Raw genomic sequence first — 14349 nt, forward strand, 5'->3', positions numbered from 1 at the left:
GGTTATTCATCTGGCGCCGGAGCGGCCATCTTGCGATCAAGCTTTATATAACTTTTCCCCTCCAGATTCAATACGCCTGACCGATTTATTGTCAAGCATTGACTTTGCAAATCGGCCTGGCCCATAATCATATAGAGATCCGGTCATGGTATGTTGTAAAGAGTATGGATTTTGCGGGGCAGTGGAAAAGCCTTTTCAACTGAAGATCCTGGTTGATGCTGTTCAGACTGCACTGGCAAAGAAATCATATATTGAGGAGCGAGGTTCATGATTGTTGATAAGGCAAATGCGGCAAACATTTATGCGGTAACAAGGGAACAGGTTCCGGGGGAGAAATCAGGTCCACCCGAAAGGAAAACTGATTCAGGAGGCGGGCTGGCGGGTGATGCCGGACCGGCGGTGGTTGCGGAGCTTTCTGCGGCAGCCCTTGCAAGCAGCCGGGCGGTAAAAACCTCCGAAGAGGTTTCCGATCAGAGCGGAACCGGCCGGGGCGATGATCAAAAGCCCGGCAGAAGCAGTGGAAAGCCATTGTCGCCGGTGGACATTATCGTGTGATTCCTGCTTTAAAAACCCAGCTCCTGGAGAATCCGCGGGTTTTTCGTCCAGTTCTTCTCGACTTTCACAAACAGTTTCAACAGGACCTTCTGACCCAACAGGGTTTCAATATCATGCCGGGCCGTACTGCCGATTTTAACGAGCATTGATCCCTGCCTGCCGATGATGATCCCTTTCTGGGAGTTCTGTTCCACAAGAATGGTGGCATCGATGGTCACCATTTTTTTTTGCTCGTCCTCCTTGAATCGGTCAATGATCACCGCAGTCGAGTAGGGGACTTCATCTCGAGTTTCAAGAAAGATCTTTTCCCGGATGATCTCCGCCACAATAAAACGCTCGGTCGCATCGGTCGGGATATCATCCGGGTAGAGTTTCGGTCCTTCGGGGATCAGGGGCAGGAGTTCCTGCAGAAGAATTTCACAGCCGTCATTCCGCAGGGCCGAGATCGGGATGATCGCCCTGAAGGGGAAAATCTCTTTATAGACTTCAAGAATCGGCAGCAGTTTCTCCGGGGGGACCAGGTCGATCTTGTTGAGCAGGAGAATGGCCGGATGTCTGGTGCCCTGGAGGATATGGGCCGGATTTTTGGCCGGGGTGGGTAGAGGCAGGGTGACATCGATCATGAAAAGGATGGCATCAACCTCGTCGAGGGTTTCCATGGCGATCCTGACCATCTCGATATTCAGCGGGCTTCTGGCCTTGTGCACTCCGGGTGTGTCGAGGAGCAACAACTGATGGTCCGGGCCGTTCAGGATGCCGAGAATGCGGTTTCGGGTGGTCTGCGGTTTCGGGGAGACGATGGATATCTTCTGTCCGAGAAGGGAATTGAGCAGGGTGGATTTCCCGACATTCGGCGGGCCGACCAGGGCAACCACCCCGGACTTTATTTTCTGCTGATCTGCCATGAATAACGGGTCTCTCTTCAAAATGGTTTATGCCGGACGGTCAATATAGCCTCTTTCGCTGTTCATGGCATGCTAATTGATGACAAACCGGACCTTTCCTGTTAGATAAACTCTTTTTGGAAAACATGTCCTGTTTGAAAGCGATCCAGGACCATCAGCCTTCCGGGCAGGCAGGATTCAAAACGGAAGTTTCCGGTTCCGGGTAATAGTTTCCCCTTCACCCTCTCGGTAATTTTATACCTTCATCAGTGGATATTCCTTGTCGGATATTGGATGTTCGGTTTGTAATGTAAAAGGGGAGGCTGGCGGAACTCCCGCCGGTTTTACCGCGGCCTGCTCAGGGACTGGATTCTTAAATAACAGCAAACTCAGGATTCAACTATGGCCCACTCGGGCAGAATCGTCGAATATATCGAGCATGGCAAATTTATCTGCGCTCTGGTGATGGAGGATGACCCCAAGCGATTGCGGGTCCTGAACCAGAACGGACGGGAGGTCAAGCTGCCTGCGGCCAGGATTCTCCACAAAACCGTGCAATCTTACGATGGTGGGGAGAGCCGGGAGGATGTGCAGCGACTGCTTCAGGCTGTAAACAATGAACGGCAGCGGCTCTCTGAAGAGATTGATCTCGATGCCATCTGGGAGCTTGCGAGTGAAGGGGGGCAGGAGAGTTTTACTCCCCTTTTCCTTGCCGGACTGTGTTTTGGCGAAGAACCCTCCGAAGAGCAGGTCGCGGCTTTTTTACGTGCCGTGTTCGCCGACCGTTTCTTTTTCAAATTCCGGGAAGGTCTGATCGTCGTCCATCCTCCGGAGGTGGTGGCGCAGCTTAGGGAAAGGGCCGAGCGAGAAAAGGAAAGCGAAACGTTTCTTGCGGAAGGAGGATCCATTCTTTTAGCCATTGAGAAGGGGGATGGGGCGACTGATGATCATCCTGCGAGAAAGAGAATCCTTGACCTGGTCCGGGGTTATTATCTCTACGGAAACGATTTCGAAGACAGCGCCCTGGCTCGTGAGTTGCTGAAACAGGCAGGATTCAACGGCGATCATGATCCCTATCACCTCCTTGTCAAGGCAGGTTTCTGGCAGCAGGATGAGAATTACTATCTTGAACGGTTCGAGGTGCCGACGGATTTTCCCGAAGAAGTTCAGGCCGAGGCTGCATCCTGTATTGAACCGGATCTTGATGAACTTCTGGCCGACGGGTATCGGGATCTGACCGATTTGCCGCTCATTACCATTGATGGCGCGTTGACCCGGGATTTTGATGATGCCCTGCATATTGAAAAAATCGGGGAAAACTTCCGGGTCGGCATTCATGTCGCCGATGTGTCACGCTATGTCAAACCGCGCAGCCCCCTGTTCCTGGAAGCCGAAAAAAGATGCACCTCCCTCTATTTCGCCGATCGTCAGATACCCATGCTGCCTGCCGAGCTCTCAGAGGGGGCCTGCAGTCTGGTGAAAGACCGGATCCGGCCGGTAATCAGCGTCCTTGCGCTTCTCACACCCGCTGGAGAGGTGCTTGAATATAAGGTCGTCCGGGGGGTGGTCAGGGTCCGCAGGCAGCTGTCGTATGAAGAGGCGAACTCCCTGCTTGCTGACGATCCTGAACTCGCTCCCCTGGACAGATTGGGGCAGGTATTAAGAAAAAACAGGATCGATAATGGCGCATTGCTGATGCCCATCCCCGATGTGCTGATCGATTTCGCAGAGGATGGAGAAATCAGGGTCACCCTGGCCGATGCCGATTCCGGAGCCAGGGCGCTGATTGCCGAATTCATGGTCCTCGCGAACACCCTTGGCGCCTCATATGTGGCCGATCGGGAGGTCCCGGGATTGTTTCGCAGCCAGGAAGCTCCGCACCGGCGGTTGAGCGAGGGTTTCCACCGGGAGTTGTATCTCAATTTACGGCAGCGGAAATATCTGCGACCGGCAATGATCACCACCACCCCCAAACCCCACAGTTGTGTCGGGGCCGTGCAATACACCACCATGACTTCACCGATCAGGCGATTTTTCGATCTGGTCATGCAGCACCAGCTTTCGGCTATCCTGAAAGGTGAGAGGATGCGGTTTTCAAAATCCGAACTGAACGGATTTATCGCTTCCATCACCAGGCTCAACAGCAGGGCCAATCTGGTGCGGCGGCTGCGGCATCGCTACTGGCTGCTCAAGTATCTTGTAGCCGATGGCCGGGAAAGATTCCCGGCGCTGGTGGTTGACAAGGGGCCGAGAAAAGTCGTGGTGGTATTGACCGACATTCTGCTGGAAGGGGATCTTCCGCCAAATCAGGGGGCCCGGGTGGAGCCCGGCGACATGATCACGGTAAAACTTGCCAAGGTAAGCCCGCTCGACGATATCCTGCGGTTGGAATGGTGAGCCGTCACCGGAATATGAATACTGGACTGGTGAAAAATATGTTCAATAAATCCGGATTGTCGTTTCTGTCTGTCATCGTGGCGCTCTTGATTTCATTTTTTCTGCTTTCGGGGTGTTTTATGTTCGGGAAAAAAATATTTGAAGAAAAAATAACGCTCAGGCATGGCGAGAAAGTAGTGCTTGCCAACGGAGTCAGCCTGGAATTGAAGAAGATCATTTACGAGACGATTGCGGCCAACCCGGATGATCCGGTAAGCTATCCTGCCGGCAGCGGCGCTACCGTCTATCTGGTTCTGAAGAAAGGTTCCACCGGCGGAGAATTGTATCTGACCATGCTTTCGACCGGCTATGTGAGTGAACTTTCAGGTTCATGGAAGGGAAATGTAGTCAGGCTTGAAGGAGTCGGCCATAACAGTGTCGACCTGATTGTCAGTTCGGAGTGAGCCGGAATTTTGAAACACCCGAGGCGGATAGGGTGAAGGGAGAAAGACTTTCCGCCTCTTTGAACGAACAGTGTTTCGCTTTGCAGGTTCAGTCGTAAATAATCGAGGGGTAACGTTCGAGGAGCGCCTCTGTTTCAGCGTCGAGCTGGTCAGCGACTTCATGGATGTGAAACTCCTTGCCGCATTTCACGCATTTCAGCCGCACCTTCCAGCAGGCCCGCAGGACTTCCATTTTTCCTCCGCACAGCTTGCATTTCATCAATGGAGACGGCCTCTCAGCTCAATAACTGCTCACGGGTAAAAACGGCTTTCAGCGGGTATCCTTTTTTAGCCAGAACTTCGGCCCCGCCCTCCTGGCGGTCAACCACGGTCACCACCAGGCCCACTTTAAACCCCTGGGCTTCCACGCGATCAATCACCTGAAGCAGGGTGCCGCCTGTCGTTACAACGTCTTCCAGCAGGGCGACCGTGCCCCCGGCGGGCATGTTTTTCAACCCCTCGATATACTGACCGGTGCCGTGCCCCTTGGATTCTTTCCGGACGATAAAGGCCGGTACCGGAGACTGTTCCAGAAAACTCACCAGGGAAACGGCTGTGACCAGGGGGTCTGCACCCAGGGTCATCCCGCCAACCGCCTCAATCGGGACTTGATTGTCCTGAAGCAATTCAAAAATGAGTTTGCCGCAGAGATAGGCCCCTTCCGCAGAGAGGGTCGTCTGTTTGCCGTCGATATAGAAATCGGACTCTTTGCCGGAGGAAAGTTTGAAGGTGCCTTTCCGGTATGATTTTTCAAGCAGGATTTCTTTCAGTCTCTGTCTGTTATCCAAGGTTCCGTCCTTTTTTTTGGATGAATAAAGTTACATCTGGCTGAAGTAATATTTCAGGTTGGCCTGGGGGTCAATTCTCGGGTGAATGCGACCGTTTCTGGAACTCATGACCACCATGGCCCCCGGGCCGTGGCCGGCCAGAACGCAGTCGGAATGAACGATGATGCCGATCACCACGCCGCCGGTTTTGTAGATCCGGCCATAAGTAGCATCGGCATCGGTGATGGCGACAAAATCGCCGATGCGAAGATTCTTTAAACGATACTCTTCAACCGTTTCATCATCGAAAAGCTGAATGTCGTAATCTCCGCTCTGACTATGGGAAGAGCCGATACCGGACCCCATGATCCGGGCCGGGACAATGTGGGTCACCGGGACTTCAAGGCGGCCATCGTCATGGATGGTGATATCGATTTTTTCAAGCAGGCCCGGATCGAGGTTCATCACCTTTACCGGGGAGTCTTCCAGTTCCAGACCGCAACCGCAGGCCTTGATCTGGATTTTGTCGCCAATGACCAGATTTTCAAGGACATCCTTGTCGAAGTCAACCAGAACGTGCTCGATGCCACCGTGCTTTCCGGTTACCCTGCCGGTTTTTCCCTTGGCATCGCCGGAAACAACGGTGGCGACATTGCCGGCGCAGGAAAATTGATTGAGGGCTCGGTTCGGGCCGGGTTGCCCCTGAAATTGGGTGAAATTACTGATACTGACCCCCGGTTCCACATGGTCGGCGACGAGTCCGGTCGCCAGATCACCGATTCGCAGGTTGTAAGTGATTCCGCCAACACCCGGGTAAATGCCGGATCTGCCTTCAGGATCAATTCGATAAGGGCTCAAGCCGCCGAGTGGGGAGGTTATCTCGCCGATTACCGACTGGCAGATCAGTTTCTCTTTATTGTTTTTGAGCATAAAAGGCACCAGTATGTCGAGAGTGTATCTTTCAGGTGGATGAAAAGGAGCTTTAGAGTTTATAAATAAATTGACGCAAGATCTCAAGCAGGGAAATCGGTTCAGATTCAGACCGCGTTGTGTTTTCTGAACGTAAGGTTAGCGAAATAAATTCATTTTCGGAACCAGAGATCGTCATCTGAGGATTTTCGGTCACACGTTGAAGCGAAAATTGACACAGTCTCCATCCTGAACAATGTAATCTTTACCTTCCAGGCGCCACAGACCTTTTTCTTTGGCTTTTGCCTCGCTGCCGCAGGCAACGAAGTCATCATAGGAGATGACTTCGGCTCTGATAAAGCCCCTTTCAAAATCGGTATGAATGACGCCGGCCGCCTGAGGGGCGGTTGCGCCTTTTCTGATGGTCCATGCCCGGGTCTCTTTTTCACCGACGGTGAAGTAGTCTATCAAACCGAGCATGTTGTAGCCGGCCTTGACCAGCCGGTTGAGTCCCGACTCCTCCATGCCCATGTCGTTTAGGAACTCCTGCCGCTCATCGGCAGGCAGGCTGCTCAGTTCTTCTTCGATGGCGCCCGAGATGACAACTACCGGAGCGTTTTCTTCACTGGCTGCAGCTTCAAGCTCTTCTACCCATTTATTGCCGGTGGCAATATCCTCCTCCTGTACATTGGCAACGTACAGGACCGGTTTGGCGGTGAGCAGGCAGAGCTCTTTCATTAAAGACCGGCCGCCTTCATCGACCTCAAGAAGCCTTGCCGGTTTACCGTTATCAAGAAGGGCTGCAAGTTTTTCAAGCACTTTCAGCTGCACCTGGGCCTCCTTGTCGCCGGTACGGGCTCTTCCCGCTGTCTTGTCGGTTCTGCGGCTCACCGTGTCCATATCAGCCAGGATCAGTTCGGTATTGATCACTTCCCGGTCGCGAAGCGGGTCGATTGAACCCTCGACGTGGACAATGTTAGAATCTTCAAAGCAGCGGACCACATGGGCGATTGCATCGACCTGACGGATATGGGCGAGGAACTGGTTGCCCAGGCCTTCACCTTTGCTGGCGCCGGCGACGAGACCTGCGATATCGACAAATTCCATCTGGGCATTTACGGTGCGTTTGGTTTTGGCGATCGCGGAGAGGATGTCCAGCCGTTTGTCACGGACCGGCACCATGCCGACGTTTGGTTCAATAGTGCAGAAGGGGTAATTGGCCGATTCAATGCCGGCCGAGGTCATGGCATTGAAAATTGTCGATTTGCCAACATTGGGCAGGCCGACTATGCCGCAGCGAAATCCCATATATCTACCTGTAAACAGTTATTTTTTATCTGCTTGTGAAAATTGTTTTTGAGTGGCAACCTTTATACTGGTTTATTGGGGCCGGGGCAAGTACTGTTTACCCGGTGTGACCACATTTTGCAGCTGACCGCTTATAACCCGATATTTCATGATGAATGACAAGCAAACCATTTCCATCCTTGGCCAGATCGTAAAGGATATCTGTGAGAACAGGAACTGGCAGGAAAAACTTGAGCGGCACCGTGTGTTTTCTTTCTGGACAAAGGCGGTCGGCCAGCTCATAGCATCCCATGCGAGCCCCAGACTTTTGAGGAACACGGTGCTCTGGGTGGATGTTTCTGATTCGGTCTGGATGCAGCAGCTTCATTTTCAGAAGACCGAGATGCTCGAATCGATCAATGCAAGGCTGCATGGTGTGATGATTGAGGACATCCGTTTTCAGCTGGCAAGCTTCTTTACCCCAGGAAAAGCAGATCTCCCGACTGATCTGCGCGAAAAAATTTCTGCAGAACCAGATCCGATTGAGACACTTGAATTTGATAAAATGACTTCGGCGATCCCTGATGAAAATATCCGGCAGAGTATGAAGAAACTGTGGATGGCCCAGAAGTTGAGGCCGAAATAATGTCCAGGTCAAGCTGCTTGTCTGCTCGTACCGATGAGTTAAGTTAAGCAGGCACGCCGCTCAACTTAAGCTTTATGCCCCTGGGCGAAAGCGGGCCTGTGAGACATTGAGACGTATACTCGGAGGGTGATATGGAGATGGATCACTCTTTGGGAAGGATGCTGTTTAGCGCACTTCCTGCCGGGGTTTCACCGCTGAGGAAAGAAATGGCATGACACGCCTGTTGTGAATCCCTGCACTGAAAGGCACGGACAATGCGCCCCTGGTTTACCAGGGTTGAAGATGCCTTGAATTTTTTTTCCGGCAGGGTGATGTGAATATTGTTGATCATTGAATCCACCGGCAAACACTCACCGTTTGTTCTGGTGCAAACCAGCATGCCCGACCTGCTCAGGTTGACGATCTGCAGATTGGTCAAAGCGGTGTGGTCGGCAAGAAAACTGACGGTCGCTTCGTCGAAACTGTCCACTCTGGTATTTCTCCTGCATTTCAGGCGATAAAGATGGTCAGGCAACGAGATCGTCAGATCATAGAGTCCCTCGCTGACAAGGACCGCCTTGATCATATTCCAGCAGCCGGAGGAATCCTGGAAAAAAATCTGGAAATCATTGTTTTTCCCATTCCATTCAATAGGTTTGTCTATCTGCAGGGTGTTTGCATCAATCTTGATCAGTACGCTCTTAAAATGCAGATCAAGGTTGTTGTTGCAGAGTGTAAGGAAGGCATGACTGTCCCTGGCGCCTTTGAGGAGCGACATCACGGTTCTTTCATCCCTGGCGATGAGGAATCGTTCCTCCGACACCAGCCATGGTGAATGATCGAATATTGAAGTATCCATTATTGATTTAATGCCTGATCCCCGATTTCAATAAAAATTACCCCTTTCTAGAAACAGTATCTCACACTGCCGGGAAGAAAATCAAGTGAAATGTTGTGCTGCATATGTGTTAGGTGTTTGAAAGTTCGATGAAATATGGCGGTTCGGCGGGAGTTGTGTTCGTCTTCCGACAGGACAGCAGCTGTTGAATCAGCGGGCGAGATGCAGCTCGCCGGGCATCTTTGCACTCCACCCTGCCGGCACATTACAAAAGCATTCTGTGAAGATTCTGTAGAGAGTCCTGATCTTTGTGGATAAAAGTTATGCCATGGCAGACCCGGCCGGAATCATCATGCTGATATGATCGGACGACAATACCCTGGTCAATAATGGTTGAAGAGGGCTGTTTCGGATCATCAATGTCGATGGTGATGTTGTTCACGGTTGAATTTATCTCGGCCTGATCAGTCTCAGAGCCGCTGCAGACAAGCATTCCAGATGCACTCAGGTTTAAAATCTGCAGATCTGCAAATGACTGGTTGTTGTAACGAAACCTGGCTCTTGCTTCATAGGGGGTTTCAACCCGCTTGTGCCATCGGCTCGTCAGTTTGTGCAGATGGCCTGGGATGAAAAGAGAAAGCTGGTAGATCTCTTTTTCACAGAGATCGGAGACCATGAAATTCCAGGTGTCGTTCTGGTCTCTGAAAAAAATTTTGAATCTTTCGGGGGAACCCGGCCAGTCGATAGGTTTGTCGATCTGGAGGGTCTGGTGGGAAAGTTTCAGGATGACACTTTTCAGAGGAGTTTCAAGCCCTTCACCGCACAGGGTAAGAAGGCGGTGTTTTTTTTTGACAAACTCAAGGGTGTTTCTGATCTGAAAGGTGCTGTTTATCAGCGTGAAGCGTTTTTCCTCGATATCCCAGGGAGAACGGTTGTATTTTGAATCTGCCATTGGTCTTTCACTAGCTTCTTTTGGGGATGGGTAGACAATTTCTGGTGACTTTTATTGATTTCATTATCTCACAGGGTGGGAGGGAAGTAAATACGGGGAGAATACGGGGATCCTTCTGGGAGTAGGGACTTCAGCTTGATGGGGGGGCAAAGAAGAGATGGAAGTTCTGTTGGGGAATCAAACCGTATTTTTTGTTGCTGGAGAAGATTCGCGATGCGCTTCTTTGCGCCGCATTTTCAGATAAATCTCAACAGCGTCCAGCAGATCAAGGTCGGAAGGGGGAATGGCAAAGGAAATGCCGATCTCGGTGCGGTTCCTGGGCAGGTCTCTGGTTCTTGCCACCCGTGCTTCCGGAATATTGATCTGCTGTTCCCGACTGTTTTCAAATGCATACAGGGATAGGCTAACCGGCTCAAGGACCTCTCCTTTCCTGGTGTCTTCATATGAGTCGCTGATGAGTCTTGCTCCGATTAATGAAAAATCTTCCACCCTGCAGTTGACGAGTCTTTTCCGATCCCTGAAAGCAAAGATGGCTCTGGAGTTGCCGGGGGTGTTTACCCGGCTGTGTTTACGCCTCTGGACCTTGAATATTTCCTGCGGGAGATTGATCGCAATATGCTCCGCCGTCTCAAGGACAGGTTCACAATCGAAGCCGCAGATCGGTTCACCTGGAAGCTGAAAGGTGATGAAGCATTTTTCACGGTTGATGCAATTACCGTCAGGTTTAAAGAGCATCACCAGGGTATTCCCGTTTTTGTTGAAGATCTCTCTGGCGTAAACCGTGAAATGGTCGCGGCCGAGTTGATAAATGTAAAAGGGGTGATTCCCCTTGATCAGGGTGGTAAAGGTTTTATGAATTACCTGCGAATCAGCGGACCAGTGTTCTTTCATGGCTAAAAGAGTTTTTTCGAGTCAAGAAGAATGGTTACCGGGCCATCGTTGATGAGACCGACCTGCATCATAGCCTGAAATTTCCCGGTGGAAACATTGGGGACGTGAGTGCGCAACCTGTTGACAAAGTGATTGTACAATTTTTCGGCAAGTTCCGGAGATGCCGCATTATTGTAGGAGGGTCGCCTGCCTTTGCGGCAGTCGCCGAACAGGGTGAATTGAGAAACAACAAGGATGCCGCCGCCAATGTCAGAAACCGAGAGATTCATCCGGTCCTCCTGGTCGGGGAATATCCTGAGGCTGGCGGTTTTATCTGCCAGATAATTACTGTCGCTTTCGGTGTCAGTATCTTCAACCCCCAGAAGAACAAGCAGGCCACCCAGAATATTGCCGACGATCATATCGTCTACTGTTACCGAGGCTTCGCTCACTCGCTGTACCACTGCGCGCATATTCGTTCCGGATAATAATAATCTTGATCAAGGGTATAAAAATCAAACTGCCATGTCTAATCTTTCTGCATGTCCTGCAATTCAAGATCCAGTGCCTGCACCGAAAGGAGTATTTCCCGAAAAGAGATCAACAGGGAGAGCATCATCAGGACCAGGCTGCATGCGAAAATGATTTTACCGGCCAGGATCTTGCCGGCGAAAAGAACAAAAAGGCATAATACACAGGCAAAAAGGCTTGCCACGCCAAAAGCCTGCATATTTCTGATCAGGATGACGCGTCTTCGCAGGCTGCTGATCTGGCCGGCAATAATCTGGTCTGGGTGTACCCTGTATTGGGAATGCAAGGTCCTGATCCGGCCGCCCAACGTGTTAAAGCGGTTCGTATAGGCAACAAGGAGCAGCGATATTGCCGGGAACAGCAGGGCCGGGGTTGTGAGAGTTATGTCCATCGTCGTAAAATTCAATTTTGGGCGGCGAATTAAAAGGGCTCCGCCTGGTTTTAATGTTTAACGGGGTTCAGGTTGCCAAGTAAGTACTGTAATAGTGCCGCGCCGGAAATAGCTGCGGTTTCTGCCCTCATCACCAGAGTCCCAAGACTTGACGAGGTATAACCGTGCTGCCGGGCGAGTTCCACCTCGTCAGGAGTAAAGCCACCCTCCGGGCCGGTCAGGAAAAGAACAGAATCCGGTCTGGCTGCCGATAAATTTGTCTCAATATCGCGTAAACCAACTTTATTTTCATCTTCATAGAAGATAATTTTGAAACCCGAGTTTTCAGGGTCGGCAATGAGTTGGTCGAAGTTTAGCAACGGCTTGATAACCGGTGGCACCGGCCTGCCACATTGTTTGCAGGCTTCAGCCGAGATTTTTTGCAGCCGCTGCCCTTTGTTGCCGGTTATTTCCTGTGCCGTATTGTATCTTGAGATAAAAGGCTGGATTGTTTTTACTCCGAGTTCAGTTGCTTTCTGAACAACCAGTTCCATTTTTTTTCCGGTCAGCAGGGCCATTCCAAGATGGAGGAATGGCGGGCGCTCCGTCTCTTTCAGGGAGGAGCTGATTGTAACCAGGACCTCTTTTTTTGTGGTGGAGGTGATATCTGCATCGTAAATATTTCCGGTGCCATCGAAAAGGGCAATCTTTTTCCCGGGTTTCAAGCGAAGGACCTGGAGGATATGACGGGCTTCCTCTCCGCGGATAATTCCTTCGGAATCATGTATCTCGGAAGGGGCTATGAAGAAACGTCTCATTTTGATTCGTCGGGCAGGGTTGAGGGTTGGATGGTTTTCTGAAGACGGAGCGCGGACCATTCACCTGAAATGCGTTCGGATTCGGTTCTGATCCCGAGCTGGTCATACACTCCTGAAATATTTCGGGATTGATCTCCAGCCAGAATACCGGCCATTATCAGGGAGCCGTTTCGGGCGAGCAATCCGTTTATGGTCGGGGCCATTTCAACCAGTGTATTGTGAATGATGTTGGCAATCACAAGATCGAAAGGTCCCTCAAGTGAATCAAGTCCGGTAATTTCGGCTTCAATGTTTTCGGTCAGGTTGTTTGCCGAAATGTTTTCAACGGAAGCGGCAACGGCATCGGGATCGTTGTCGATGGCGATGACGTTTTTGCAACCGAGACAGGCGCAGCATATGGCCAGAATGCCGGTGCCGGTGCCGATATCAAGGACCCTTTCCGGTAGAGATTCCCGGGAGGTGATGTGCTCTTCGATGAGGGATGCCGCAAGTCTGGTGCTGGCGTGAAGGCCTGTTCCGAAAGCCATGCCGGGATCGATCTCAATGATTTTTTCGCCATTTTTCGGAGAGTAGGATTCCCAGGTTGGTTTTATCACCAGCGTATCGGTCAGCTTGAATGGCTTGAAATTTTCCTTCCATTTCCGGCCCCAATCTTCGTCGGCAACAGGAGCCTGCCTTAAAATAGGGCTTGGATGTTCGGGGAATAGATCGGCGAGGTCCTGCAGATAGCAACGGGCTGCGGTCAGGGAGTGTTGAAGTGACAGGGCCTCGCTGTCAAGATAGGCGACAATCACCGCAACATCGCTCCTGCCGGTTTCGTGATCGCGGATTTCGACACCGCAGCCGGTGAGGTCGTTGAAGTAGGTGGCTATGTTTTCGCTCATCTCAAAGGCGCACTCAATTTCAAGTTTCTGCCAGGTCGTAGTCGTCATGGGTTATAATCTATTGATTCAATTTTTATGTGAAGTATGATTCTGTGGCGCGGAATCACAGGGTATAATTTAACAGTGCTTACTGTCTCATATGACTATATACAATACTATTATATGGCTGTGTTTATTTTTTGGGAAACAGATCTGCAGGGCTTTCGATGAATAATATGAAATTACAGGAACTTCTGGAAAAAGTGCGTGACGGCAGCTGTGATATTGCTGAGGCCATGTTAACTCTGAAGCACATGCCCGGGGAATCCCTGGGTTTTGCCTGCATTGATCATCATCGCCGTTTACGAACAGGATTGCCTGAAGTTGTTTATGGTGAAGGCAAAACGGCCGACCAGATCATCTCAATCATGGAAAAGATGATGGTTCACTCACAGGTCGCCATGGCAACCAGGGTCGACACGGAAAAAGCAGCCGTTGTCTGTAACGCTCTTTCCGGGGTGAAATACTATCCTGAGGCGCGGATCATTGTCGGTAATGAACAGGAAATCCCTGAGGATGCCGGGCGTGGGGTGATCGCGGTGATTTCCGCGGGGACCTCTGATGTCCCGGTTGCCGAGGAGGTTGCAATCACCGCCTGGTGTATGGGGAATCGGGTTGAAAGACTCTATGATGTCGGTGTCGCCGGCATTCACAGGCTCCTGGCCGGGCGGGAACTTCTGGAGAGAGCGGTGGTGATAGTTGTTGTAGCCGGTATGGAAGGCGCCTTGCCCAGCGTGGTGGGCGGATTGGTCGACAAGCCGGTGATTGCTGTGCCCACCAGCATCGGTTATGGAACATCTTTTGGCGGGATTGCCGCCCTTCTTGGAATGCTGAACAGTTGTGCACCGGGGGTTGCCGTGGTCAACATTGACAACGGCTTTGGCGCTGCCTGCGTGGCTGCCGCCATTAACAGAAAGGGCGCCGAATAACTTTTCACTTTCCTGTTTGACCATCTGGCGGGGCCCGTGAGATAATTTTTTCAGGAAGCCGTTTCTTTTTATTGACAAAAAACTGAAAGGCTCTATATTGGTCGCTCCGAACGGGCAGCGGAAAGCGGTTGACAGCGGCTGCGAGTTTGGTTAGAAAAGAAGTTTTTCCGGTCCTCGGGACGGGCTCTGTTTTTTGAGTGATGAAGACGGAG

General features: G+C 51.3%; 18 protein-coding genes. 5 read left to right on the forward strand and 13 right to left on the reverse strand.

All coding sequences use genetic code 11. From position 1 onward, the window contains the following. The first annotated feature begins 267 nt into the window (after positions 1–267). Positions 268–555 carry a hypothetical protein gene (locus KKG35_15905; GenBank protein MBU1739614.1) on the forward strand — a complete coding sequence of 96 codons (288 nt, stop codon included), beginning with the start codon at positions 268–270 and terminating at the stop codon, positions 553–555. Positions 556–563: 8 nt separating this feature from the next. Here the strand turns inward: KKG35_15905 and era are convergent, their stop codons facing one another. After that, entirely contained in the window at positions 564–1460 is an 897-nt protein-coding gene (gene era / locus KKG35_15910; protein ID MBU1739615.1) for a GTPase Era, read from the reverse strand. Between the two features lie 381 nt (positions 1461–1841). Here era and KKG35_15915 point away from each other — a divergent pair, with 381 nt between their 5' ends. Together KKG35_15915 and KKG35_15920 are read left to right on the forward strand one after the other, a co-directional pair. Then, on the forward strand, positions 1842–3836 hold the full coding sequence (locus tag KKG35_15915) for an RNB domain-containing ribonuclease (protein MBU1739616.1): 1995 nt from the start codon (positions 1842–1844) through the stop codon (positions 3834–3836). Positions 3837–3955: 119 nt separating this feature from the next. After that, positions 3956–4279 (forward strand): hypothetical protein, encoded by a 324-nt coding sequence (locus tag KKG35_15920; protein MBU1739617.1) that lies wholly within the window; start codon positions 3956–3958, stop codon positions 4277–4279. 88 nt (positions 4280–4367) lie between these two features. On the opposite strand, the gene KKG35_15925 is transcribed toward KKG35_15920, so the two are convergent. The 4 genes from KKG35_15925 to ychF all read right to left on the reverse strand — a co-directional run bounded on the left by KKG35_15925 (position 4368) and on the right by ychF (position 7302). Further along, positions 4368–4511, reverse strand: a complete 144-nt coding sequence (locus KKG35_15925; GenBank protein ID MBU1739618.1) for a hypothetical protein — start codon at positions 4509–4511, stop codon at positions 4368–4370. A 43-nt stretch (positions 4512–4554) separates the two neighbouring features. Beyond that, positions 4555–5106, reverse strand: coding sequence for an orotate phosphoribosyltransferase (gene pyrE, locus KKG35_15930; protein MBU1739619.1), 552 nt, complete (start codon positions 5104–5106; stop codon positions 4555–4557). A 30-nt stretch (positions 5107–5136) separates the two neighbouring features. Then, positions 5137–6015 carry a DUF4438 domain-containing protein gene (locus KKG35_15935; protein ID MBU1739620.1) on the reverse strand — a complete coding sequence of 293 codons (879 nt, stop codon included), beginning with the start codon at positions 6013–6015 and terminating at the stop codon, positions 5137–5139. Positions 6016–6207: 192 nt separating this feature from the next. Next, positions 6208–7302, reverse strand: a complete 1095-nt coding sequence (gene ychF, locus KKG35_15940) for a redox-regulated ATPase YchF (protein ID MBU1739621.1) — start codon at positions 7300–7302, stop codon at positions 6208–6210. 148 nt (positions 7303–7450) lie between these two features. Between ychF and KKG35_15945 the strand changes: the two genes are divergently transcribed. Beyond that, positions 7451–7927: a DUF721 domain-containing protein gene (locus tag KKG35_15945; GenBank protein MBU1739622.1), complete on the forward strand. Its 477-nt coding sequence runs from the start codon at positions 7451–7453 to the stop codon at positions 7925–7927. Positions 7928–8069: 142 nt separating this feature from the next. On the opposite strand, the gene KKG35_15950 is transcribed toward KKG35_15945, so the two are convergent. From KKG35_15950 to KKG35_15980, 7 genes are all read right to left on the reverse strand, one after another. Then, a complete protein-coding gene (locus KKG35_15950; protein MBU1739623.1) occupies positions 8070–8765 on the reverse strand; it encodes a hypothetical protein in 696 nt (231 codons plus the stop codon). A gap of 244 nt (positions 8766–9009) precedes the next feature. Next, positions 9010–9696 carry a PilZ domain-containing protein gene (locus tag KKG35_15955; protein MBU1739624.1) on the reverse strand — a complete coding sequence of 229 codons (687 nt, stop codon included), beginning with the start codon at positions 9694–9696 and terminating at the stop codon, positions 9010–9012. 177 nt (positions 9697–9873) lie between these two features. Beyond that, positions 9874–10587, reverse strand: a complete 714-nt coding sequence (locus KKG35_15960) for a PilZ domain-containing protein (GenBank protein ID MBU1739625.1) — start codon at positions 10585–10587, stop codon at positions 9874–9876. Positions 10588–10589: 2 nt separating this feature from the next. Beyond that, entirely contained in the window at positions 10590–11039 is a 450-nt protein-coding gene (gene dtd / locus KKG35_15965; GenBank protein ID MBU1739626.1) for a D-tyrosyl-tRNA(Tyr) deacylase, read from the reverse strand. Positions 11040–11095: 56 nt separating this feature from the next. After that, positions 11096–11488 (reverse strand): DUF2721 domain-containing protein, encoded by a 393-nt coding sequence (locus KKG35_15970; GenBank protein MBU1739627.1) that lies wholly within the window; start codon positions 11486–11488, stop codon positions 11096–11098. 50 nt (positions 11489–11538) lie between these two features. Continuing rightward, positions 11539–12285: a 16S rRNA (uracil(1498)-N(3))-methyltransferase gene (locus KKG35_15975; protein MBU1739628.1), complete on the reverse strand. Its 747-nt coding sequence runs from the start codon at positions 12283–12285 to the stop codon at positions 11539–11541. After that, entirely contained in the window at positions 12282–13217 is a 936-nt protein-coding gene (locus KKG35_15980) for a 50S ribosomal protein L11 methyltransferase (protein ID MBU1739629.1), read from the reverse strand. The genes KKG35_15975 and KKG35_15980 overlap by 4 nt, the downstream gene beginning before the upstream one ends. Positions 13218–13375: 158 nt before the next feature. On the opposite strand from KKG35_15980, the gene larB reads away from it, so the two are divergent. Then, positions 13376–14137, forward strand: a complete 762-nt coding sequence (gene larB, locus KKG35_15985) for a nickel pincer cofactor biosynthesis protein LarB (protein MBU1739630.1) — start codon at positions 13376–13378, stop codon at positions 14135–14137. A gap of 4 nt (positions 14138–14141) precedes the next feature. Here the strand turns inward: larB and KKG35_15990 are convergent. After that, positions 14142–14349: hypothetical protein (locus KKG35_15990; protein ID MBU1739631.1), on the reverse strand; the 208-nt coding region annotated here is incomplete at its 5' end.

Source organism: Pseudomonadota bacterium, from assembly GCA_018823285.1.
GTDB lineage: Bacteria > Desulfobacterota > Desulfobulbia > Desulfobulbales > JAGXFP01 > JAHJIQ01.

Bases quoted from the DNA above. Each gene is read 5' to 3' on its own strand.
- KKG35_15960 (MBU1739625.1), bottom strand. From the start codon at position 10,587: ATGAAAGAACACTGGTCCGCTGATTCGCAGGTAATTCATAAAACCTTT.
- KKG35_15950 (MBU1739623.1), bottom strand. From the start codon at position 8,765: ATGGATACTTCAATATTCGATCATTCACCATGGCTGGTGTCGGAGGAA.
- KKG35_15915 (MBU1739616.1), top strand. From the start codon at position 1,842: ATGGCCCACTCGGGCAGAATCGTCGAATATATCGAGCATGGCAAATTT.
- KKG35_15980 (MBU1739629.1), bottom strand. From the start codon at position 13,217: ATGACGACTACGACCTGGCAGAAACTTGAAATTGAGTGCGCCTTTGAG.
- KKG35_15970 (MBU1739627.1), bottom strand. From the start codon at position 11,488: ATGGACATAACTCTCACAACCCCGGCCCTGCTGTTCCCGGCAATATCG.
- era (MBU1739615.1), bottom strand. From the start codon at position 1,460: ATGGCAGATCAGCAGAAAATAAAGTCCGGGGTGGTTGCCCTGGTCGGC.
- KKG35_15945 (MBU1739622.1), top strand. From the start codon at position 7,451: ATGATGAATGACAAGCAAACCATTTCCATCCTTGGCCAGATCGTAAAG.
- KKG35_15905 (MBU1739614.1), top strand. From the start codon at position 268: ATGATTGTTGATAAGGCAAATGCGGCAAACATTTATGCGGTAACAAGG.
- KKG35_15975 (MBU1739628.1), bottom strand. From the start codon at position 12,285: ATGAGACGTTTCTTCATAGCCCCTTCCGAGATACATGATTCCGAAGGA.
- ychF (MBU1739621.1), bottom strand. From the start codon at position 7,302: ATGGGATTTCGCTGCGGCATAGTCGGCCTGCCCAATGTTGGCAAATCG.
- KKG35_15925 (MBU1739618.1), bottom strand. From the start codon at position 4,511: ATGGAAGTCCTGCGGGCCTGCTGGAAGGTGCGGCTGAAATGCGTGAAA.
- KKG35_15920 (MBU1739617.1), top strand. From the start codon at position 3,956: ATGTTCGGGAAAAAAATATTTGAAGAAAAAATAACGCTCAGGCATGGC.
- larB (MBU1739630.1), top strand. From the start codon at position 13,376: ATGAATAATATGAAATTACAGGAACTTCTGGAAAAAGTGCGTGACGGC.
- dtd (MBU1739626.1), bottom strand. From the start codon at position 11,039: ATGCGCGCAGTGGTACAGCGAGTGAGCGAAGCCTCGGTAACAGTAGAC.
- KKG35_15955 (MBU1739624.1), bottom strand. From the start codon at position 9,696: ATGGCAGATTCAAAATACAACCGTTCTCCCTGGGATATCGAGGAAAAA.
- KKG35_15935 (MBU1739620.1), bottom strand. From the start codon at position 6,015: ATGCTCAAAAACAATAAAGAGAAACTGATCTGCCAGTCGGTAATCGGC.